Raw genomic sequence first — 23,949 nt, forward strand, 5'->3', positions numbered from 1 at the left:
GTAAACGAACAAACATGGATTTCACGAAAGGAGTTCAAAAATGGACAAGATCAAAATTGGTTACGCACCAACCAGAAGAAGTATTTTCAGCGCACCGGATGCAGTAAAATATCGTGGACTTACTGCTAAGAGACTTGAGGAGCTTGGCGTTGATTTCGTAGATATCACAGACATTAATGATGAGGGTCTTCTTTACAATGATGAGGGGCTTGAGAAGATCATCGCCAAATTCAAAAAAGAGAAGGTTGACGGACTTTTCCTTCCACACTGCAACTTCGGTACAGAGTATGAGTGTGCAAGACTTGCAAAAGCGCTTGATGTTCCGGTTCTTCTGTGGGGACCTCTGGATGAGAGACCTGAGCCGGACGGAACAAGACTTCGTGATACACAGTGCGGACTTTTTGCAACAGGTAAAGTTTTAAGAAGATTCCGTGTCCCATTTACATACATGACAAACTGCAGACTGAATGACCCGGTATTCGAAAGAGGGATCAAAGATTTCCTTGCTGTCTGTAATGTAGTAAAAACATTCAAAAATATCCGTATCCTTCAGATTTCCACAAGACCGTTCGATTTCTGGACAACCATGTGCAATGAGGGCGAGCTTCTTGAGCAGTTCAACATCCAGCTTGCACCGATCCCGATGCCGGAGCTTACTGATGAAGTAAAGAAAGCAAAAGCGGAGCAGACAGAGGTTCAGGAGGTTATGCAGTACTGCCGCGACAACATGGAGATCTGCATCAAAGAGAATGAACTTGAGAATGTAGCTGCTCTTAAGGTTGCCATGAAGCATCTGGCAGAGAAATACGGCTGCAAAGCAATCGCGATCCAGTGCTGGAACCAGCTTCAGAGCGAGCTTGGAATCATGCCATGTGCAGCAAACTCCCTGTTAAATGACGAGGGTATCCCGACTGTATGTGAGACAGATATCCACGGGGCGATCACAGCTCTTATGGTAGAGGCAGCAGGTATGGGTGAAACAAGAAGCTTCTTCGCTGACTGGACTATCCGCCATCCTGATATAGAAAACGGCGAGCTTCTTCAGCACTGCGGACCATGGCCGATCTCCATCGCAAAAGAGACACCGAAGCTTACTTACCCGCTGGCATTCGAGCATCCGGGAAGCATCACAGCTGAGGCAAAACACGGCGATGTTTCCCTGGTCCGTTTTGACGGAGACAACGGAGAGTATTCTCTTCTTCTTGGAAACGCAAAAGGTATCGACGGACCGAAAGGTATGGGAACTTACCTCTGGGTTGAGGTTGAGAACATCAAACGTCTTGAGGCTAAACTGGTTGAGGGACCATACATCCATCACTGTGTCGGTATCCACAAGAACGTTGTTCCGGTACTTTACGAGGCATGCAAATATATCGGCGTAACACCGGATCTGTATGACCCCATCGAGGAAGATGTAAAAGCTTATCTTCGCGGAGAATGATATAGATAAAAAACAGCAGCATATTTTTTCAGGACAGGGAAAATCCCCGGTATAAAGGAAAAATATGCGTGAAGCTGTGAGACATATAAACTGAAAAAAGAAAGGACAGGAATCAGCATGGATTTTAGAGAATTAAGCAAACTTGCGTATGATCTCAGAAAAGACACCGTAGATATGATCGTTGCCGGCAAAGGCGGACATATCGGTGGTGATATGAGTGTTATGGAGACTCTGGTCACACTGTATTTTGATCAGATGAATATTTCCCCGGAGAATATGAATGATCCGAACAGAGATCTTTTTGTTATGAGTAAAGGTCATTCCGTAGAAGCTTACTATGCAGTACTTGCAAAGAAGGGATTCCTTGATATCAAAGAAGTAAACGAGAAATTCAGTAAATTCGGAACACAGTATATCGGACATCCAAACAACAAGCTTCCGGGAATCGAGATGAACTCCGGTTCTCTGGGACATGGACTTCCGGTTTGTGTAGGTATGGCACTTGCAGGAAAAATGAACAAGAAAGACTACCGTGTATACACAGTAATGGGTGATGGTGAGCTTGCAGAGGGTTCTGTATGGGAAGCAGCTATGGCAGGACACCAGTACAAACTGGATAACCTCTGTGCAATCGTTGACCGTAACAGACTTCAGATCTCCGGAAACACAGAGGACGTTATGGGCCATGACGATCTTCATGAGCGATTCAAAAGCTTTGGATGGCATGTGATCGATGTTGCTGACGGAAACAGCATTGAGCAGCTTCATGCAGCATTTGAGGAAGCGAAACAGACAAAGGGCCAGCCCACAGTCCTGATCGCAAACACTGTTAAAGGTAAAGGCTCCGCAGTTATGGAAGATAAGGCATCCTGGCATCATCATGTACCGAGTCAGGAAGAGTATGAGCAGATCATGAAGGATTTTGAAGAGAGAAAGGAGCAGCTGTAATTATGAATAAGATTCCAAACCGTAAAGCAATTTGTGACGTACTTTTAAAAGAAGCGGAAACAGATAAAGATATCGTTGTTCTCTGCAGTGACTCCAGAGGATCTGCATCTTTAGCACCTTTTGCAGACACATATCCGGAGCAGTTCGTTGAGATGGGAATCGCTGAGCAGGATCTTGTAAGCGTATCTGCAGGTCTTGCGCACTGCGGCAAAAAAGCTTTCGCAGCTTCTCCTGCATGCTTCCTTTCCACAAGAAGCTATGAGCAGTGCAAGATCGATGTTGCATACTCCAACACAAATGTAAAACTGATCGGAATCAGTGGTGGAATCAGCTATGGTGCTCTTGGAATGAGCCATCATTCTGCACAGGATATTGCAGCTATGTCTGCAATCCCGAACATGAGAGTTTACCTTCCAAGTGACCGTTTCCAGACTGCAAAGCTGATCGAGGCGCTTCTGAAGGATGAGAAACCGGCATATATCCGTGTAGGAAGAAATCCGGTTGAGGACATCTATACAGAGGACAACTGCCCGTTTGAAATGGATAAGGCAACTGTTCTTGCAGAAGGAACAGACGCAGCGATCATCGCATGCGGCGAAATGGTACGCCCGGCTTACGAGGCTGCCAAACTTCTTGAGAAAGACGGCATCCATGCAACAGTTCTTGATATGTATTGTGTAAAACCGCTGGATAAAGAAGCAATCGTAAAAGCTGCATCCAATGCAAAGGTTGTTGTAACTGCTGAGGAGCATGCGCCGTATGGCGGACTTGGTTCTATGGTAAGCCAGGTTGTCGGCGCTGAGTGCCCACGCAAAGTCCTGAATATCGCACTTCCGGATGCTCCGGTTGTAAGCGGAACCTCCCAGGAAGTATTTGATTACTATGGAATGAACGCAGAAGGAATCGCAAAAACCGTAAAGGATGCGCTGAAATAAGGGGAAAGCTATGGAAAAAAAATATGTTCTTGCGGTTGATCAGAGTACCCAGGGAACAAAGGCGATCCTGTTCGATGTGAATGGCGATCTGGTCTGCAGAACAGACCTTCCTCACAGACAGCTGATCAACGAAAAAGGCTGGGTTTCCCATGATCTTTTCGAAATCTACAGCAATACGATCCAGGTTGTAAAGAACCTTGTGGAGAAAGCCGGGATCCGGAAAGAAGAGATCGCGTGTCTCGGAATCAGCAATCAGAGAGAAACATCTGCAGCGTGGAGCCGCAGCACAGGCGAGCCTCTGGCACCTGCCATTGTATGGCAGTGCTCCAGAGCTTCCAGGATCTGTGAGCGGATCAAAACAAACGTGATGATCGATCCGGACCGCGAGCAGAAGAAAAACGGCGGTGTGGCAGAAATCATCCGTCAGAAGACAGGAATGCACCTTTCTCCATATTTCCCGGCAGCGAAGTTTGCATGGCTTCAGGAAAATGTGGAGGAAGTAAAACAGGCAAAAAGAGATAACGATCTCTGTCTGGGAACCATCGACACCTGGCTTCTGTTTAAACTGACAAAAGGCGAGGTTTATGCAACGGATTATTCCAATGCATCCAGAACCCAGCTTTTCAATATCCACAACCTGAAATGGGATAAAGAGATCTGTACCTGGTTCGGCATCAACGCAGATATGCTTCCGGAAGTATGTGATTCCAGCAGAGAATACGGTGTGACAGATTTTAATGGATATTTTCAGACACCGATCCCAATCTGTGGTGTGATCGGAGATTCCCAGGGGGCACTGTTCGGACAGGGCTGCATCGAAAAGGGAATGGTCAAAGCTACATATGGAACCGGTTCCTCCGTTATGATGAACGCAGGAACAGAACCGATCATGTCAGATCTTGGTCTTGTGACTTCTCTTGCATGGGGACTTAACGGCAAAGTTACCTATGTACTGGAAGGAAATATCAACTACACAGGTGCAGTGATCACATGGCTGAAGGATGACATGGGACTGATCACGTCTCCGGGAGAGACTCAGGAAATGTCAGAGCAGGCAAATAAGAACGACACTACTTATCTGGTTCCTGCATTTTCCGGTCTGGGAGCACCTTACTGGAAATCTGATGCAAAAGCCATTATCTATGGAATGAGCAGAACAACCGGAAAGAAAGAGATTGTAAAAGCAGCCCTGGAATCTATTGCTTATCAGATCGCAGATATCGTTGAGATGATGAAGGCAGAAGATGGAATGACTGTAAAAGAACTCTGTGTAGATGGTGGCCCTACAAGAAATCAATACCTGATGAAGTTTCAGAGTGATATCCTCGGAACAAAAGTAAGCCTTCCAAGATGTGAGGAGTCTTCCGCATTCGGAGCTGGTCTGATGGCTGGTTTAAGCTGTGGACTTTATAAGATGGAGAGCATTTTCGAGGTGAAGAACCGCAATCAGTTCATCCCCTCCATGAATCCGCAGGAAAGAAACCAGAAATACAGCGGATGGAAAGACGCAGTAGAAAAAGTTCTTGTATAAGCATAAAAATTTCTCAATATAAAAAAGGTGTTGCTGATCACAGAGTGAGCAGCAACAAAACGGGAGCTTCAGGAAACGACAATTGCTTGACCCCATGTGTATGTCAGATTATAATAAAATAACAGGCATTTCCGGATGCATTCCAGATGTATGGGAAATGACGGAAAGCCGATCCTCGGGATCTGCCGTGGCATTCAGATCATGAATGTGGCCTGCGGCGGAACCTTATATCAGGATCTGGAAAAAGAGGGCGGTTTTGAACATCATTTCGGGGATAAGTACCATTTGCAGTAGCTGTGCAGTGGCATCCGGAGATGATGTATGATTCTTCAGAACAGCTGAAGCTTCTCCGGGCATTTGCGGAGGCAGCAGGGAAGGAGACGGAAGCATGAATATTTGTATCTATGGAGCGTCCAGCGCAAAGCTGAAAAAGATCTATTATGAGAAAACGGAAGAACTGGGACAGCTGATGGGGAAACGTGGCCACGGCCTTGTTTTCGGAGGTGGAAAAGAGGGACTGATGGGGGCGGCAGCCCGGGGCGTTGACAGAGAAAAAGGCTATATCCTGGGTATCGCACCGAGATTTTTTGACCAGCCGGGAGTGTTGTATGAGCATTGTACAGAGTTTATTTTTACTGAAAATATGCGTGAGAGGAAGCATCTGCTGGAAAGCCGCTCGGATGCGACTATCGTGGTACCTGGGGGAATTGGCACTTATGAGGAGTTTTTTGAGATTCTGACATTGAAGAGTCTGGGACGGATCGACAGGCCGATCGTTCTTTATAATATTCAGGGATATTACGACAGCATGCAGGCACTCCTGGAATACACAGCCGGGGAAAAATTTATGTCCAGAGCTGTTGTGGGTATGTGCCGGTTCATGAAAGACCCGGAGGAGATCCTGGATTATATTGAGAATTACCGGAATTATGGGGGAAGGCTATAAAGAAAATAAAGTGAGAAAGTTCATAGTCAGGCGGATACTTTCCTGATCCGGGTAAATGATCAAGGGAAACCAACAGTTTACATATAAAAAAGACGCGGCCTTTTATCGGAGGATAAAAAGGTTCGCGTCTTTTTTTGTATGATATTAGGGGATCATTATGGGTTTATGTGTGTTTACATTTGATTACGATATTTGGGATCAGAATTCGTAATTTTTATGTCTTTTGAAGAAATCCTTAGTTTCCCTTACAACCACACCGCTCAGGGCAAGAAGAGCGATCAGGTTCGGGAATGCCATCAGGGCATTGAAGATATCTGCGATGTTCCATACAGCTGCTACAGTCATATATGGTCCGATGAATACGCAGATGATGTACAGCCAGCGGTATGTTGCAACTGCGGCTTTGTTTCTGTTGAACAGGTATTCCAGACATCTTTCACCGTAGTAATCCCATCCAAGGATTGTTGTGAATGCGAAGAATACCAGGCACAGCATCAGTGAGAAGGATGCTACAACCGGCGGGAAAGGAAGTCCTTTCTGGAATGCGGCTGTTGTGATGGCAACACCCTCAAGACCTGTGTTCCATGTTTCTGTAATGACGATGGAAAGACCTGTCATTGTACAGATAACGATAGTATCAATGAATGTACCTGTCATGGATACAAGACCCTGACGTACCGGCTCCTTTGTCTGAGCTGCAGCGGCTGCGATCGGGGCACTACCAAGACCGGACTCATTGGAGAAGATGCCTCGGGCGATACCCTTCTGCATAGCTACGACCATGGTTCCCATTGCGCCACCTGCAAGTGCGCTTCCTGTGAAAGCAGATTTTACGATAGTTACGATCGCTGCAGGTACTGCAGTGATGTTTGTGATCACGATGATCAGTGCCAGTGCAACATAGAGAACTGCCATAAACGGTACAACGATCTGGGATACCTTTGCGATTCTCTGGATTCCGCCGAGAACGACAAGTCCTACACATACGGTAAGTATCAGACATGCAACTACAGTTGCCCAGGAATATGTATTCCCGAAAAGTGCTACTGTGTGTGCTTTATCCGGGTCAAAGAAATTGGTAACTGCAGATGAGATACCGTTTACCTGTGTAAAGGTTCCGATACCGAAAAGTCCCACACCTGCTCCGAAAAATGCGAAGATCTTGGCAAGCCATCTCCACTGTTTTCCCATACCGTTTTCGATGTAGTAGAAAGGTCCGCCGAGAACGTGGCTTTCTTTGTCAATGGTACGGTACTTGATCGCCAGAAGTCCTTCTGCGTATTTGGTTGCCATTCCGAAGAATGCGGCTACGATCATCCAGAAAAGTGCTCCTGGTCCGCCGGCTGCGATAGCAGTTGCGACACCTACGATATTTCCGGTTCCGATGGTTGCTGAAAGCGCAGTACACAGAGCTCCGAAGCTTGTGACCTCACCATCGCCGCCTTCTTCATTTTTTACCATGAATTTCAGTGCCTTTCCGAGGTGCCTTACCTGTAAAAGACCTAACCGAGTGGTTAACAGAATTCCTGTGAACAGGATCAGAATGATCAGCGGAAGTCCCCAAACGACTCCGTCAAACCATGTGATAAAGTTGTTGATTTGTGTAAACATTACTCTTTCCTCCATCCTTTTGCCTGAGAGATTTACAGCATTTTGTGTGCTGCGTACACCTTCGGCGCTCTTCCCTTTTGATTTGAAGAGACTCTCCTGAGTTTTTTTATTTTTGAATGATGCCAGAATCCTTTTTTTTGTGTACGGTGGTGACGGTCATTCGTTCTGTGTAGAAAAACACTGTAACACAGAGTATCACATGAATTGATGGATTTCAATGGTTTTTTAAAAAAAATTGCATTTATTAGAAAAATTAATCGACATATAATTGGGAGTTTTGGGATTTACTTTTCTATCAGCGGATGTTCTTTGTAATACATGCGGGTGAAATGCAGAAATGTCAGCATATCGCCGCTGATATATTTGCTTTTTTTCCATACCATGCCGATTTTTATGCGGACAGGTGGATTGAGTGGGATACCGGTAATATTGAAATCGGAAAATTTATCGGTCATGCTGGAGTAAAGAAAGCAGCCATATTTTCCGGTTTTTACAAATTGTAAGGTGGTGTAGATCTGGCTGCTCCGCATAACGATATTGGGTGTGTGGCCATCCATCTCAAAACGCATTTTCAGGATCTGATTCTGGACGGAGTCAGCGTTGAAAAAGATCAGCTGCTCTTTTGCCATGTCTTTTGTTGTGACTGATCTTTTTTCTGCCAGCCTGTGGTCGTTGCTCACACAGAAAACCACCTGGTCGTTGGCCAGGACGGTGTTGTGAAATTTATCTATATTATACTGTTCCATATTGACCAGAGCTACATCCAGGGTGTCATTCTGTACCAGATTGCAGGCACGGACAGATCCGTATTCTTCCAGTACTATGGCAATTTCCGGGTGCTTTTCGTGAAACGCCGTAAGCAGCTCCGGAAAAAATACGGTACTCAGCATGGGAGGGATCCCGATGCGAAGAGGGGGCTTTATCCTGGACATGCTGGAGTAATCGGCCTGAAGCTCATTACAATATTGAAGGATATAGGTAGCTTTTTTGTAGAAGGACTCTCCCTCCTGGGTCAGACTCAGCTGATTTCCTTTTCTGGAAAAAAGACTGATTCCGAATTCAATCTCCAGATCGCGGATAGCCATGGAAATGGTGGGCTGGGTCACATATAATTCTTCGGCTGCCTTTGTGATGCTGTGGCAGCGGCTGGCTGTGCAGAAATAGCGTAGTTGATTCAGTGTCATGATAAACCTTCTCTCGATGTATTGTCAGATTAAATTTTTTAGTAAAGTTTTTCATTTCCGTCCGGAAAAGATGTGACAGAGTATTTGGGTGTCTACATAAAAATAGCATAGAAATATAATATTTGCCAGATTCATTTGCTGATACGCTGATTTTATGTTAGTAATGTACAAAAATTATCATTAAAAACTGATACTATAAATATTTTTTATGCGGATATATGTTTCATTAATTTGTTTTTTTGTATGTACACAAGCTATAATAAAATCATCAAAAGAAACGTGTACGGCCTATACTTTTCAGGAAAAAACCAAATGGAAGGAGAGTACAGAAATGTCTCAGACAACTATAACATTGCTGTTTCTTGTGTTCACCATTATCAGTTTCATCCTTGAAAAAATTCCTCTTGGACTGACTGCTTCAATCTGTGCCATCGGTCTGACACTCACAGGAGTTGTGGATGCAACAACAACATTTTCACAGTATGTAAACAGTAACGTAATCCTTTGCGTTGGCATGTTTGTAGTAGGCCAGGCATTGTTCGAAACAGGAATGGCGAATAAGATCGGAGGACTGGTCACGAAATTTGCCAGAACAGAAAAAACATTGATCATTGCGATCATGGTGATCGTAGGTGCAATGTCCGGATTCTTATCTAATACAGGTACCGCAGCAGTGCTGATCCCGGTAGTCTGTGGAATCGCCGATGAGTCCGGCTATTCCAGAAGCCGTCTTCTGATGCCGCTGGTATTTGCAGCAGCACTTGGCGGAAACCTTTCTATTATCGGTGCACCCGGAAACTTGATGGGTGTGAATGCACTTCAGGAGATGGGGCTTTCCACAAGCTTCTTTATGTATGCACCGGTTGGAGTTCCGATGCTTCTGCTCGGAATCATCTACTTTGTCCTTATTGGATATAAATTCCTTCCGGATGGTAAGAATGCATCCGATGCAGCTCTTGAAGATCAGCAGGATTTCAGCCATGTACCGAAGTGGAAACAGACCGTTTCCCTAGTAGTGCTGATCCTTGTGATCCTTGCAATGATCTTTGAGAAAGAGATCGGCATCAGCATTGAAGTTTCCGCATGTATCGGAGCAATCCTCCTGGTTCTGACAGGAGTTATTTCCGAGAAAGACGCACTGAAGTCTATTGACCTGAAGGTTGTATTTCTTTTCGGTGGTTCTTTGACACTTGCAAAAGCATTGGATACAACCGGAGCCGGAGAGCTGATCGCAGATAAGATCGTAGGACTTCTTGGAGCAGATCCGAGTCCGATCCTTCTTCTTCTGGTAATCTTTGTTGTAACCTGTGTGCTGACGAATTTTATGTCAAATACAGCAACCACAGCACTGATGATCCCCATTGCGGTATCTCTTGCAAACAACCTCGGAGCAGATCCGAGAGCCGTTGTCATCGCAACTGTTATCGCAGGTTCCTGTGCATATGCAACACCGATCGGTATGCCGGCAAACACCATGGTAGTCGGTCTTGGAGGATACAAATTCAAGGACTATGTGAAATCCGGTCTGCCGCTCATCCTGGTATCTTTTGTGATCTGTATGATCCTGTTGCCGATCCTGTTTCCGTTCTATCCGTAAGGAGAGAAACTTTTGAGTTACTGTTCACTTTGTGACAGTAACACTTTTAATTAAGTTCATTCCCTTCTGCACTGACCATACAGTGAAGGAGAAATGATAAATAAGCCAAAAAAGCCATCTTAACCATTAATCAGCCAAAATTAATGATGAAACAACCAACAAAAACCTATGTAACTAAAAAACATTAAACCATCGAACCATATCAGGAGGTAAATCATGACTAAGGAAAATGGAGTTAAAGTATTGACAGACATGGTAGCAGATTTTGTTGCCCATATTGGAAAAAAATTACCGGATGACGTAGTTAATAAACTTGAAGAGCTTGGGTCACAGGAAACAGCTGCACTTCCAAAGGTTCTTTATGAAACCATGACAAAGAACCAGGGACTTGCTGTAGAGCTGAACCGCCCAAGCTGTCAGGATACGGGAGTTCTTCAGTTCTGGCTGAAATGCGGAACAAATTTCCCGTATATCAATGAGCTGGAAGCACTTCTGAAAGATGCCGTTGTCCAGGCTACTTTTGCAGCACCGTTAAGACATAACTCAGTTCAGACTTTTGATGAGTACAATACAAAGAAAAATGTTGGTAAAGGAACCCCGACTGTATGGTGGGATATTGTTCCCAACAGCGATAAATGTGAGATCTACGCATACATGGCAGGCGGCGGATGTACCCTTCCGGGAAAAGCAATGGTTCTGATGCCGGGGGCAGGATATGAAGGTATTACAGATTTCGTTCTTGATCAGATGACAACCTACGGACTGAATGCGTGTCCTCCACTTCTTGTTGGTGTTGGTGTAGGAACATCTGTAGAGACAGCTGCTCTGAACTCCAAGAAAGCGCTGATGCGTCCGATCGGTTCTCACAACGATAACGCAAACGCAGCAAAAATGGAGAAGCTTCTCGAGGATGGTATCAATGCCATCGGCCTTGGACCGCAGGGTATGGGCGGAAAGTATTCTGTAATGGGTGTTAACATTGAGAATACTGCACGACATCCATCTACCATCGGTGTTGCAGTAAATGTTGGATGTTGGTCCCACCGTCGTGGACATATGGTTGTAAATCCGGATCTTACAGTAACCTGTGATACTCATTCCACATGGAAATTTAATGCATAATATAAACGGAGGGAAAAATCATGATCGAAATCAGAGGAGATAAAAAAGTTCTTATTACACCTGTAAGCGCAGAAGACCTGGCTGATATCAAAATCGGTGATATTGTATGGTTGGACGGAGATCTGATGACCTGTCGTGACGTTGCTCACCGTCGTCTGGTTGAGTATGGAAGAGAGCTTCCGTATGATATCCGCAACAAAGCTATTTTCCATGCAGGCCCGATCGTTCGCAAGATCGAGGGTACAGAGGATGATTATGAAATGGTTTCTGTAGGACCGACAACCTCTATGCGTATGGAGAAATTCGAGTATGAGTTTACCAAGCTTACTGGCGTCAGAGTGATCGTTGGTAAGGGTGGTATGGGTTCGAACACTGAGCGTGCCTGCAAAGAGTTCGGTGCAATCCACTGTGTTTTCCCGGCCGGCTGTGCAGTTGTAGCTGCTACAGAGGTTGAGAAGATTGCTGAGCATCACTGGGATGAGCTTGGAATGCCTGAGACCTTATGGTGTAATAAGGTTAAGGAGTTTGGACCGCTGATCGTGTCTATCGATGCTCAGGGCCGCAACCTGTTTGAGGAGAACAAGGTTGTATTTAATGAGCGTAAAGAGGCTGCCAAGCAGGCAATTTATCCTGAGGTTAAGTTCATTAAATAATATTGGATATTGAAAAAATTTTTCGGGATATTTGAAATAACGAGGCTCTGCCATGAGAGCTTCGGGATTGACTGGTGATTGTGAAATTGAATTAACAGCGTGATATGAAAAAGAGAGATGTCCGGCAGATCATATAATGTGGTCTGCAGGATGTCTTTTTTTGTTGCTTTTTGTTGTTTCTTGGGGTTTTTGTGTTTTACAGGGGTGAGGTGGTGTGATAGAATATAAGCGTTGCAGCAGGCTGGTCATTAAGGTATTATCTGGTATGGATTTTGCGCAGTGAAGGTGGATCGTGGATATCTGCCTGACAATATTTTCAGAGAGGATGAGGTATGAGGTTTATGGGGGATTTTTTGAAGAACATTAACTGGAAGCATGTTCTGATCATGTGTATCGGAAATGTTTTTGCAGGTATGGGGATTGGAATTTTCAAGCTTTCCGGGCTTGGAACGGATCCGTTCAGTGGAATGAATATGGCGGTTGCGGATATGATTGGTATGGCGTATGGTAATTTCCAGCTGATTGTAAATATCGTGTTATTGATCATTGAGATTGCTTTTGGCAGAAGGTTCCTGGGGATAGGTACGGTTGTGAATGCGGTTTGTCTGGCTTATATTACTACTTTCTTTTATAATATTTATACTGGTGTTTTTGGATTGGAGCTTGTGGCGCTGCCGGTACGTTTGGTGGCACTGTGTGTGGGTGTTGTGATCATTTGTTTGGGATTGTCCATGTATCAGATGCCGGATGAGGGGGTTGCGCCGTATGACAGTTTGTCGCTGATTATGACGGATAAGTGGCCGAAGATTCCTTATTTCTGGCACAGGATGTCTAATGATGTGGTTTGTGCGCTGATCTGTTATCTGGCTGGTGGTGTGATCGGGATTGGTACGCTGGTGACGGCTTTTGGGCTGGGGCCGGTGATCCATTTCTTTAATAGGGTTTTTACCGGGAAGCTGCTTGCCTGGGTTGATGGTGAGTGAGTTTGTAGTTGTATGGGTTGAGCTGAACTGGCTGCGGGATGTGGCTGGTTCAGCTTTTTTGGTTAAAAGGGACGCCCGCAAGGCGTGTGCTGCCTGTCGCCGGGGCTTCGTCGGGGGCTGGCTTCTAAGCCGCTGAAAATCTGCTAAAACCGCTTCAAAAATTCTCGAACTCGCGTCTTGCAGCCGCTCAAACAGCGAGAATTTTTGAAGCAACGCAGATTTCCACCGACTAAGAATCAGCTCCCCTCCTGCAGGGTCCATCGACAGGCAGCACACGCCTTGCGGGCTGGCTTTTCAGAGTGGGAGGTAGGGGGGACTTCCGGCAGGGGATGGGGCATCAGCGCTGCGCTGGATGCCTGGAGCGAAAGGCTGAGTTTCCTGGTGGTCTGACGGGATGTGTGTGGGCCGAGGCGCTTCGCTGTCGGCTTGTAGTGTGGATAAAGGTGCGTTGTTGTTGGCGTGAGGTGTGGGCCGAGGCGCTTCGCTGTCGGCTTGGGATGTGGATAAAGGTGCTTTGTTGTTGACGGGAATGTGTATTGAGATGTTTCGGTGTCGAATTGTGTTGGAATTTTTGGATGAAATTCTAGTGTTTTTTATTATAGTATGTGGTATGGTTATTATATCTTATAAGATCTTTTGTCTGTATGGACATTCTTGGAGCTTCGGGTTCTGAAGCATTTTTCACTTTTGTTACTGTGAATTTTGTGAAAGACTGGTTTATGGTGTTTCATATTTTATTTGTGTGGTATAATTACTAATACCAGTAGGAGTGTTAATGACCAATAATACTATATTTGACGATGTTTTCCGGACGATGGTGGAGAAGATGACTTATCTGGTTGTTCCGCTTATTAATGAGGTGTTTCATACTTCGTATCCGGAGGATGTGAAGATTGTGCATCTTCGGAATGAGCATCAGATGGAGGATGGGGAACTGATTACGGATGCCCGGCTGCTGATTGGGGATAAGGTGTATCATATTGAGTGTCAGAGTGTGGATGATACTACGATGTCAATCCGAATGTTTGAGTATGATCTCGCGATCGCGCTGGAGAACAGGCGGAAGGTTGGACGGAGGTTCTTTGTGGAGTTTCCGAGATCCTGTGTGATTTATCTGAGGACTACGAGGAATACGCCGGATGTTGAGGAAGTGGAATTGCTGTTTCCGGATGGACAGGTGTGTGTATATCGGGTGCCGACGGTGAAACTGGAGCGTTATACGAAGGATTCTATTTTTGAAAAAAATCTGTTGCTGCTGCTTCCGTTTTATGTGATGAGGTATGAGGATGCAGCGCATACGATAGGGGAAGACTCTGAGAAATTACAGGGATTATTAAAGGAGTACGAGGATATCAGGATAAATCTGGAAAAAGAGCTTTCGACAGCTGGAAGGTCAGAATTATATACAGATCTGAATAAGTTAATTATAAGGATATCGAATTATATTTTTCGAGAAGAAGAAAAAGTTAGGAAAGGAGTGGATGAGGTTATGGGTGGAAAAGTTTTGCAGCTGGAGTCGGAGAGACTCCGTGAGGAGGGTATGGCGATTGGAAAAGCCGAAGGAAAAGCAGAGGGAGAAGCACGACTGAGTGCGCTGATCAACCGGCTGATCCTGGAGGGGCGTTCGGATGAGATTCAGAAGGTTGTTACGGATGTGAACAGAAGACAGGAGTTGTATTCGGAGTATAAATTATAAATATGGATGATAAGAGCAGTGGCTGGGGTGATCTGGCCGCTGTTTTTTTGTGGTGCAGGAAATTACTCCGTAATGTTCCTATAACATAAAAAAGCCCTCCGGGCAGGATCGCACTGCGACGGAGAGGAATAATGTCGCTGAAGCGACCCGTCGCAGGCGGAGAATCCTGCAAGCAGGATTCTTTCTTATAAGGATATTGGGAATTTTTCAGGCAAGTGATACGGATGTGGGATCAATGATAATTATATTAAATAAATGATATTCTGTGCAGGAAATTTCTGCTAAGATAGGATTATCAAAACATACAGTGGGAGGCAGAGATGAGAGAAATTCTTTTTGGTGTGGCATACTACGACGAATACATGCCGTATGACAGACTTGATAAAGATATAGAGATGATGAAAAAAGCCGGGATCAATACGGTGCGTATTGCGGAGTCTACGTGGAGCACCTGCGAGCCCCAGGATGGGTTGTTTGATTTTTCCCACGTGGAGCGTGTGATGGATGCCATGGAGGAAGCCGGAATCAATGTGATCATCGGAACGCCTACGTATGCAGTGCCTGCGTGGATGGTGAAGGCTCACCCGGATGTGATCGCTACAACGAAAAAAGGCGCAGGGATCTATGGGGCAAGACAGATCATGGACATTACCAATCCGGTATATCTTTTTTATGCGGAGCGTGTGATTCGCAAGCTGATGGAGATCAGTGCCCACAGGAAATGTGTCATAGGTTTCCAGGTGGATAATGAGACAAAATATTACGGTACAGCAGGTAGGAATGTGCAGCTGTCTTTTGTGAAATATTTAAGAGAAAAATTTCATGATGATCTGGATGCCATGAATTATGAATTCGGGCTGGATTACTGGAGCAATCGGATTGATGCCTGGGAGGATTTTCCGGATGTGAGAGGAACCATCAACGGCAGCCTGGGAGCAGAGTTTGAGAAATTTCAGAGGGCTCTGGTGGATAGATTCTTAAGCTGGCAGGCCGGGATCGTCAGTGAGTATAAGAGAGAAGATCAGTTTATTACTCACAACATGGATTTTGAGTGGAGAGGTTATTCTTACGGAGTGCAGCCGGATGTGAACCATCTGCATGTTTCGGAGGCTCTGACCATTGCCGGAACCGATATTTATCATCCCTCCCAGGATGAGCTGACCGGTACGGAGATCGCTTTTGGTGGGGATATGATCCGCAGCCTGAAGCATGATAATTATCTGGTGCTGGAGACCCAGGCGCAGGGATTTCCATGCTGGACGCCATATAAGGGACAGCTTCGGCTTTGTGCTTACAGCCATCTTGCATTCGGGGCCAACAGTGTGATGTACTGGCACTGGCATTCTATCCATAATTCATTTGAGACATACTGGAAGGGGCTTCTCAGCCATGATCTTGCGGAGAATGATACTTACCGGGAGGCTTGCATCATTGGAAAAGAATTTCGGGAAAAAGGCAGTCATATGGTAAATCTCAAGAAGAAAAATGATGTAGCTGTGATGGTGAGTAATGAGGCTCTGACTGCACTGAACTGGTTTGGTATCCAGGCGACTTCCGGGGATAATGGAGAGATCCGATACAATGATGTGGTGCGTTGGATCTACGATGCACTGTACCGGATGAATGTGGAGTGTGATTTCGTCTGGCCGGAATCTGAGGATCTTTCTCAGTATAAGGCGATTTTTGTACCGGCGCTTTATGCTGCACCTGACAGCACTTTAGAGAGGCTGAATCAGTATGTGAAAGACGGTGGTACGCTGGTCGTGACATTTAAGAGCGGTTTTGCCAATGAAAATGTGAAGGTTCATGCAGATGTACAGCCGCATATCCTTAAAGATGCTCTGGGTATCAGCTATGATCAGTTTACCTTTCCGCACAATGTGAAGCTGTCAGGAAAACTGTATGGTGCGGAAAGTTTGGATGATTTTGCAAGGAGTGCAGGTGCAGATATAAATTCTGATGATGCGGATTCGGCAGAGATTGGAGAAGCCAGGGTCTTTATGGAACTTCTCAAACCGGAAGGTGCAGAGGTGCTTGCAGGATATGAACATTATAACTGGAAAGGATATGCTGCAATAACCAGAAACCAGTATGGAAAAGGTATGGCATACTATCTGGGATGCATGACAGATGATGCCACACTTCAGAATGTGATAAAAGCTGCTCTTGGCGATGCAGGGGTAAAGTTATCCGGTTACGGATATCCGGTGATCGTTCGTGAAGGAACGAATGATCTTGGAAAAACTGTCCGGTATTTTCTGAATTATTCTGCAAAGGAGCAGTCTGTTGCGTATAAATACAGTGATGGAGAAGACGTACTTACCGGTGAGGCGATCAAAGCGGAGTCACTGCTGATCATTCCTGCGTGGAATGTACGGATTGTTGAAGACTGAGAGATTTTTCTTTATCTTGACATCTTCTGCGAGAGTATGCACAATAAAGGTATCATAAACTTGCCGGACAGAAATAAATTATGAAACAAGGGGTGACAAACATGCAGAACATTCTCATTGTAGTAGACATGCAAAATGATTTCATCGATGGTGCACTTGGCACGAAAGAGGCAGCTGCCATTGTTCCGAAGGTGGAGGAGAAGATCCGGAATTTTGAAGGAAAGGTATTTTTCACAAGGGATACCCATGAAACGTATTATCTGGAGACACAGGAAGGGAAAAACCTTCCGGTTCCTCACTGTATCCGGGGCACAGATGGATGGCAGATCCGGGAAGAACTGGACACCTTAAGGAAAACAGAACCCATTGACAAAGAAACCTTCGGCTCCACAGATCTTGCCGGGGAATTGACTATGATCGATGAAGATGAAGGAATCGGAAGTATTACTCTTGTGGGACTTTGCACAGATATCTGTGTGATCTCCAATGCCCTTCTGATCAAGGCATCCCTTCCGGAAGTGCCGATCTGTGTTGATGCCACATGCTGCGCAGGTGTAACACCGGAGAGTCATGAGAATGCACTGAAAGCCATGGAGGCGTGCCAGATCAGGATTATCCGGTAAGAAGGATGAAACCGCAGGAAAAGAGAAAGCTATGAAAAAGAAGCTTCTGAAAAAATTAATGGTCCTTGCGCTGTCCGCAGTAACTGCCTTCAGTGCGGTACCGGCAGCAACGGTAACAGCAGCAGGTAATCTTTATCCTACAACACAGGATGTGGATCGAGATGGCTTATACGAGATCCCCTGCACACGCTTTGCATGGCAGTGCGTGTATGACAGACAGGGAATCGCATTGCCTTCATGGGGAAATACGGTAAACTGGTGGCAAGATGCTATCAATCAGGGCTATGCAGTAGGAAATGAGCCTGTTCCCGGTTCTATTGCTGTATGGAGCGGAGATTATTACGGACATGTTGCTTATGTAACAGCTAATCTTGGAAACAACAGATTTACGGTAGATGAGGGAGGAAGAACGGACAAAGATCAGACATCCTCTCATGGAGTTGCATATGGATATACACTGACCAATGCAGTCGGAGGAAGGCGCCCTTATGATTCCAACAAGGTGCTGCTTGGCTTTATCTATCCGGGCGTTCGTGTACCGGGCAAGCCATATGTGAGCGTGAATCCGGGAAAAGCGAATCAGACCACAACGTTTTCCTGGAATGCAACAAGCTATGCCAGATATTATGATGTATATGTGTATAAAGCAGGAGAATCCAATCCGACGCAATTTCAGTATGGAGTGAATGGAACAAGCTGGTCCTGCACACTGCCGGCGGGGAATTACAGGGTAGCGGTGGCATCTGTGAATCATGCACAGTATGCGTATACATTTTCGGATTCTGTGAATTTCACTGTCCAGGCAGCTCCGGTCACACATACACATAGCTATCAGAGAGTAACAGTAAAGGCAACCACCACTGCCAACGGATATACACAGGAGCAGTGCAGATGCGGAAGTATACAGAATAAACAGACCATCTATTATCCGAAAAAAATACAGCTTTCCAGAACAAGCTATACTTATAATGGAAAAGTAAAAAAGCCAACGATAAAGGTTACAGACAGCAACAATAAGGTGATCAGTGCAGACAACTATACAGTTACCTATTCTGCCGGAAGAAAATATGTTGGAACTTATCGGGTAACAGTTCGGTTTAAAGGCAATTACTCGGGAACTGTTACAAAAACCTTTAAGATCACCGGAAAAGCTCATAAACACAGCTACAAAAAACAGGTGAAGAAAGCAACTACATCCAGGAACGGATATGTGCAGTATCTTTGCTCCTGCGGTGCGGTGACCGGAAAGAAAACCATCTATTATCCGAAGACAATAAAGCTTTCTGCCACAAGCTATACATACGACGGAAAAGTAAAAACACCGAAGGTAAAAGTAACCGGTGCGAATAAAAAAACCATCAGTTCCGGCAATTACAAGGTGTCATATTCCCGGGGAAGAAAAAATGTTGGTACTTATAAGGTAACGGTGAAGTTTAAGGGGAATTACAGCGGAACCGTAACAAAGACTTTTAAGATCAAGGCGAAACCTAAAAACTGGGTTTATGTGGATACTCTTCCAAAGAATATCACTTCCGATAAATATACGATCCAGTATAAACACACCTATCAGAAAACAACCTCCAGTTATATCAATGATGGTGGTGTTTATGAGTCTGTAAGACCACTGGAGACATCTGCTTCCAGACAGCTGGTGGGATATTATTACTATCATTTCTGTGGACCGAATACCGGACAGAATGTAAACTTCGCACAGACGGGCTCTTATGTACATTTTGACAGTGTGGCAGCCAGTCAGGTAACCGTAGCTGCTTCCGGCGCAGATGGAGATGACCCGAGCATTACCTATTATCTGCTGAACTGGAAAGGGAACGGCAGCCGGGTATGGTGCTCCAGCGGAACTACCTGTAACGGCGCCTATGGAAGCCACGGAGCCAGAGGCCAGGCCTGGTACCGCATGAACCAGTACCAGAACAAAAAACTCCAGACTCAGACCACCACCTCCGAAAGTGATTGGACAACTGTTAAAGACAGCACAGCAGTAAAAACCGTTTACCGTTATAAAGCAAAATAGATCATAGATCAGTCATAAATCAGAAACTCCCTCATGTATCAGAAAAAACTGATATGTGAGGGAGTTTTTTTGATAAATATGAAGGAACTTATTTCAAAACGGATTGAAATTTTGCAGTAAGCGACCGACAAAGCTTTACATATATGGTATAATCTGTAAAAATACAAGCAAAAAGTGCCGATAAAAATCGTAACAAAAACAACGGGGGAAATTATGTTAAAAGTAATCATTGCAGATGACGAGCCGAAGGTAAATCTTTTGCTGCAGAAGATCGTGGACTGGGAAAAGCTGGGTTACCAGATCGCAGGAACTGCAAATGACGGGGAAAGAGCACTTCAGCTTATTGAGGAGGAGAAGCCGGATGTTCTGATGACAGATATCCGGATGCCGGGAGTGGATGGAATGGAACTGATCCGTCGGGCTAAGGAAATACGGCCGGATTTGGTTTTTATCGTGGTAAGCGGATACCGGCAGTTTGAGTATGCACAGACTGCGCTGAAATACGGAGTGACCGATTATCTTCTGAAGCCGGTCAATGCGGAGGAACTGACACAGCTTCTTATCCGTATCAGAGAAGAAGAGGAAAAGAAGAAACGACTGGATACATGGACAGCGTCTGTGGACCGGCAGCTTCGTGAAAACGAGTGGAAGAAACGGGAACAGCTGGTAGATAATCTGCGGGAATACGCACAGGAAAACAGAGAACTGAACGGTTATGAAAGCCTGAATCAGGAATATGGCTGTGACTTTCATGAAGGTATTTATCAGGTGATCATTATAAAACCGGATATTCCTTCTGCGGAAGAACATGAGGATGCATACAGGATCATGATGAAACGGTCTTTGTCTGTAGTCCAGAAAGCGCTGGAACAGTTTGCGGATGAATCTGCGGCAGCTGTTCATGCGGAAGGAATCATGGTCGTGATCTATAAAGAAAAGTATGACCCGGTACAGCTGCGCCAGTTTCTTACACGAGTCCGCAGAGAGATTGAAAATCAGAGAGATCTTTTCTGGGGAATCATTGTCACCATGGCAATGGGTGGCGAGAAACACAGAATCCAGGAACTTCCACAGTCCATGAAAGAGGCTGTACAGCTCTGCAAAAATCGCATCACCGGCGGAAAAGGCGGCTGGCTTTCCTGGGATGACGGGGACAATGTGACGAAGGAAGATTATGAGATGCTTCCGGAGGAACGGAAATATTTCCAGGAGATCGGAGAATATCTGGACAGCAAAAAAATCTCCATGGAGGTTGCCAGAACAGAAGGAATCATGACAGCTCGCAGGGCATCCGGAAGTCAGATTTATGACTGCTATATGGAAATTTCCGATGCAGTCCTTACAGGAATCCGTCAGAATGAAAAACTGGATATTGACAAAATTCGAAAAGCTCTGATCTATGGATTTTACAGGTGTACCACAACCTCCGAAGTGTTTGGGCTCCTGAGAAAATATACTTGCGATCTGATCGAAAACTTTGAGAAGAAAAAAGAAACAAAAGAACAGAAACCCATCACAGAAGCCAAAAAATATATCCAGGAGCATTACCTGGAGCCTCTGAAGCTGGAAGATGTAAGTAAACACATCGGATTTAACGCTACATATTTTTCTTCGGTTTTCAAGAAGGAAACAGGGAAGAACTTTCTGGACTATGTAACAGAGCTTCGCATGAACAAGGCAAAACAGCTCCTCTGCAGCGGTGAGATGTCTGTGAATGATGTGGCAGAGGCTGTAGGCTATCAGGACCTGAAATATTTTTCCAGATTGTTCAAAAAGAATGCCGGGATCAGCCCATCCGATTATAAGAAAATGTATCAATAGGAGGAGGCCTGTTAGAGTGCAATGAGCCGTTTTATGACATACATTCGTTTTATTAAAAAACTGAAGCAGTTTCATAAAGACCGAAATCTGGAAAATGTGCTTCGGGAGGACTGGTCGTCATGCAGAGAGCTGGAAGAATTCTGCAGGGATATCACAAGCATCACGGAGGCCGGACCGGAAATGCGTTTTCAACAGAAGCAGGCGGAGTATCTGGCACTGCAGAACCAGATCAATCCTCATTTTCTTTATAATACCCTGGAAGCCATACGTGCGGATGCCCTGATCGCAGGGGTGGATCAGATCGCAGATACCACAGAAGCTCTGGCCACCTTTTTTCGTTATACCATCACGGATGTGGAACGGCTTGTGACCTTGTCTGATGAGCTGGAAAATGTGGAAGATTATTTTACCATTCAGAAATTCCGTTTCGGTGATCGGATGAATCTGGAACTGGAACTGAATGATGAGGAGCTCTTAAGCGCCAGGATGCCAAGGCTTGTGCTGCAGCCTCTTGTGGAAAATGCGGTTGCCCATGGCCTGGAAGAAAAGACAGGAGAGGGAACCGTGAAGGTGGTAGTGGAAAGCAGCCGAAATGTTCTTTATATCTATGTAAAGGATGATGGTGTAGGTATGGATACCGAACAGATGGAAAAACTCAACGAAATCTTCTCTGCGCAGAATCGTACCAGGAAACGCTTTGGAGACGGCAGGAACCGAAAGGGTGGGATTGCCCTTCCCAATGTAAACAGCAGGATCAAACTATTATTCGGAGAAGATTACGGGCTTCATGTGTTCAGTTCGGAAGGAATGGGAACCGAGATCCGCATGCTTCTCCCGCTGATCTACGATGACGGAGAAATCAATCTGAGGTAGCGTAAATGAAAGAAGAACTTCTTAGAATTGAAAATGGCCTTCTGCCTGTAAAAAATAAAAAGATCATTCTGGATCTGGAAATTTCCAGAGGAGAATGCGTGGGGATTTTTCCGGATAGTATTTCAGATTCCGATATGATCCTGAATTTTTTTCGCGGGACTATGGATCTGAAAATAGGAAAAGCTTTTATCTGTGAGAAACCGATGGACAGCAGCTCTATACACCGGGAAATTTCCAACAGGGTTGCGGTTCTGGAGCGAAAAACTAATTATTCACCGGAACTGACAGTCGAAGATTATCTGTTTTTTCTGAAAGGAAATCTAAGCTTTCTGGAACGTGCGGAAATGAAGAAACGTTTCCAAAGCCAGGAGGCTTTGGAAATGCAGGAGTTGTTGTGCAGGGATATCAGCTGGAAGGAACGCATTCGTGATTTAAGCCCGATTGATTACGGAAGAGTATTTTTGTTTCAGTGCTGGCTGTATAATGTGGATATTATGGTTTTCAGTTTTCTGACAGAGTATCTCCGATCAGATGATATTGAACATTTTATGGGATACAGTGAACTTCTGCTTCAGAGAGGAAAGGCTGTTTATATTCAGGACCAGAGCCATGAATTTCTGTTCCGCTATGCCGGAAGGATCGATATCCTGAAAAAAGGTCTGATCTGTTACCGGCTCAGTGTGGATGAGTACGAAAAAGAAAAAATGTATACAGCGTCTTCCGGTATGTGGAAAAGTACTGCACCGGTTACGATCGGAAGTGGAAGGATCATCCTGGAAATGGATCAGGTAAGCTTTCATGAACAGGATGAAGCGTCTTTTTCTCTGCAGGTGAGAAGCGGAGAGATCACAGTGATACGTGATAACGATTACAAAACTGCCAGCAGGCTGGTCAGTACGCTGACTGGCGGACAGAGGTGGAAGAAAGGGGAGATCCGCATTGACGGAAAGAAGGTAACCCCCGGAATTCTGAAAAATTACCTTGGAAAAAAGATTGGTATCCAGACCTCTGTTACCAGCAGAAAGGAAAGTACCCTGTTTAAAAATCTTACAGGCCTGGAAAATTTAAGCTTGGTTCTTGCATCAAAAGCCGGGAAGCGGCTGGTAAGAAAAAAACTGGAGCAGAATATCCTTCAGGAGAGCAGCCGCTGGTTTTCAGAAGAACAGATGCTGAAAAAAACAGGCGAGTGGTCCCAGAAGGATTATCTGATCCTTTCTTATCTGAAGTGGTATATGCTGAATCCCGGAATCCTGATCTGTTTTTTCCCTTTTAACGGTCTGGAATATTATCTGTATGACCAGGTTATGGAACTGATGCTGATGTGCCTTGGAAAAGGCATGGGAATCCTTCTTCTCACCGGAGAAGCAGGTGGGATTTCCAGCAGATGTAACAACAAAGAGTTCTTAAATCGCCTGTGTATTGTGTGAAAAATATAAAAATCCAAAAATCATCCCCCCTGATATGAAAAATGTCGGTTGGAAAGTGAGCATAAATTGTTTAATATATGCTCATAAACAAACCAAAACATTATCAGGAGGGATTTTTAATTCCCCTATATGG

The 23,949-nt window shown here is 45.1% G+C and carries 18 protein-coding genes, 1 pseudogene and 1 riboswitch; of the genes and pseudogenes, 17 read left to right on the plus strand and 2 right to left on the minus strand.

All coding sequences use genetic code 11. The annotated features are described in order from the left end of the window. Positions 1–40: 40 nt before the first annotated feature. The 6 genes and pseudogenes from V9W66_RS10775 (at position 41) to V9W66_RS10800 (ending at position 5,801) form a co-directional block, all read left to right on the plus strand. A complete protein-coding gene (locus V9W66_RS10775; protein WP_144092654.1) occupies positions 41–1,441 on the plus strand; it encodes an L-fucose/L-arabinose isomerase family protein in 1,401 nt (466 codons plus the stop codon). Positions 1,442–1,558: 117 nt separating this feature from the next. Beyond that, a complete protein-coding gene (locus tag V9W66_RS10780) occupies positions 1,559–2,389 on the plus strand; it encodes a transketolase (RefSeq protein WP_144093824.1) in 831 nt (276 codons plus the stop codon). A 2-nt stretch (positions 2,390–2,391) separates the two neighbouring features. Beyond that, positions 2,392–3,324: a transketolase family protein gene (locus tag V9W66_RS10785; RefSeq protein WP_144093825.1), complete on the plus strand. Its 933-nt coding sequence runs from the start codon at positions 2,392–2,394 to the stop codon at positions 3,322–3,324. A 10-nt stretch (positions 3,325–3,334) separates the two neighbouring features. Next, complete coding sequence (locus V9W66_RS10790; RefSeq protein WP_144100415.1) at positions 3,335–4,855, plus strand: FGGY-family carbohydrate kinase; 1,521 nt, start codon at positions 3,335–3,337, stop codon at positions 4,853–4,855. 165 nt (positions 4,856–5,020) lie between these two features. Beyond that, positions 5,021–5,247, plus strand: a pseudogene (locus V9W66_RS10795) (gamma-glutamyl-gamma-aminobutyrate hydrolase family protein); the annotation flags it as partial. Further along, complete coding sequence (locus V9W66_RS10800; protein ID WP_144092705.1) at positions 5,244–5,801, plus strand: TIGR00730 family Rossman fold protein; 558 nt, start codon at positions 5,244–5,246, stop codon at positions 5,799–5,801. The pseudogene V9W66_RS10795 and the gene V9W66_RS10800, both read left to right, overlap by 4 nt. 198 nt (positions 5,802–5,999) lie before the next feature. On the opposite strand, the gene V9W66_RS10805 is transcribed toward V9W66_RS10800, so the two are convergent. Beyond that, positions 6,000–7,412, minus strand: coding sequence for an alanine/glycine:cation symporter family protein (locus V9W66_RS10805; RefSeq protein ID WP_186289980.1), 1,413 nt, complete (start codon positions 7,410–7,412; stop codon positions 6,000–6,002). A 1-nt stretch (position 7,413) separates the two neighbouring features. Next, positions 7,414–7,521, minus strand: a riboswitch (glycine riboswitch). A gap of 175 nt (positions 7,522–7,696) precedes the next feature. Next, complete coding sequence (locus V9W66_RS10810; protein ID WP_144092709.1) at positions 7,697–8,596, minus strand: LysR family transcriptional regulator; 900 nt, start codon at positions 8,594–8,596, stop codon at positions 7,697–7,699. 331 nt (positions 8,597–8,927) lie between these two features. Between V9W66_RS10810 and V9W66_RS10815 the strand changes: the two genes are divergently transcribed. The 11 genes from V9W66_RS10815 (at position 8,928) to V9W66_RS10865 (ending at position 23,816) form a co-directional block, all read left to right on the plus strand. Then, positions 8,928–10,193, plus strand: a complete 1,266-nt coding sequence (locus V9W66_RS10815) for an SLC13 family permease (protein ID WP_144092711.1) — start codon at positions 8,928–8,930, stop codon at positions 10,191–10,193. 216 nt (positions 10,194–10,409) lie between these two features. Continuing rightward, complete coding sequence (ttdA, locus tag V9W66_RS10820; RefSeq protein WP_144092713.1) at positions 10,410–11,315, plus strand: L(+)-tartrate dehydratase subunit alpha; 906 nt, start codon at positions 10,410–10,412, stop codon at positions 11,313–11,315. A gap of 20 nt (positions 11,316–11,335) precedes the next feature. Beyond that, complete coding sequence (gene ttdB, locus V9W66_RS10825; protein WP_144092715.1) at positions 11,336–11,968, plus strand: L(+)-tartrate dehydratase subunit beta; 633 nt, start codon at positions 11,336–11,338, stop codon at positions 11,966–11,968. A gap of 341 nt (positions 11,969–12,309) precedes the next feature. Next, positions 12,310–12,951 carry a YczE/YyaS/YitT family protein gene (locus tag V9W66_RS10830; protein ID WP_144092717.1) on the plus strand — a complete coding sequence of 214 codons (642 nt, stop codon included), beginning with the start codon at positions 12,310–12,312 and terminating at the stop codon, positions 12,949–12,951. A 775-nt stretch (positions 12,952–13,726) separates the two neighbouring features. After that, positions 13,727–14,647, plus strand: a complete 921-nt coding sequence (locus tag V9W66_RS10835; RefSeq protein ID WP_144092719.1) for a hypothetical protein — start codon at positions 13,727–13,729, stop codon at positions 14,645–14,647. 320 nt (positions 14,648–14,967) lie between these two features. Beyond that, positions 14,968–17,040: a beta-galactosidase gene (locus V9W66_RS10840; protein ID WP_144092721.1), complete on the plus strand. Its 2,073-nt coding sequence runs from the start codon at positions 14,968–14,970 to the stop codon at positions 17,038–17,040. Positions 17,041–17,141: 101 nt separating this feature from the next. After that, the gene (locus tag V9W66_RS10845; RefSeq protein WP_144092723.1) at positions 17,142–17,663 is read left to right on the plus strand and encodes a cysteine hydrolase family protein; all 522 of its coding nucleotides are present in this window, start codon (positions 17,142–17,144) and stop codon (positions 17,661–17,663) included. Between the two features lie 31 nt (positions 17,664–17,694). Next, the gene (locus V9W66_RS10850) at positions 17,695–19,695 is read left to right on the plus strand and encodes a CHAP domain-containing protein (RefSeq protein WP_186289981.1); all 2,001 of its coding nucleotides are present in this window, start codon (positions 17,695–17,697) and stop codon (positions 19,693–19,695) included. A 213-nt stretch (positions 19,696–19,908) separates the two neighbouring features. Continuing rightward, on the plus strand, positions 19,909–21,516 hold the full coding sequence (locus V9W66_RS10855; protein ID WP_144092725.1) for a response regulator: 1,608 nt from the start codon (positions 19,909–19,911) through the stop codon (positions 21,514–21,516). 21 nt (positions 21,517–21,537) lie between these two features. After that, positions 21,538–22,389: a sensor histidine kinase gene (locus V9W66_RS10860; RefSeq protein ID WP_144092727.1), complete on the plus strand. Its 852-nt coding sequence runs from the start codon at positions 21,538–21,540 to the stop codon at positions 22,387–22,389. Positions 22,390–22,394: 5 nt separating this feature from the next. Next, positions 22,395–23,816 carry a hypothetical protein gene (locus tag V9W66_RS10865; protein WP_144092729.1) on the plus strand — a complete coding sequence of 474 codons (1,422 nt, stop codon included), beginning with the start codon at positions 22,395–22,397 and terminating at the stop codon, positions 23,814–23,816. Positions 23,817–23,949: the final 133 nt, after the last annotated feature.

The organism is Blautia massiliensis (ex Durand et al. 2017), from assembly GCF_051861785.1.
Taxonomy (GTDB): domain Bacteria; phylum Bacillota; class Clostridia; order Lachnospirales; family Lachnospiraceae; genus Blautia_A; species Blautia_A luti_A.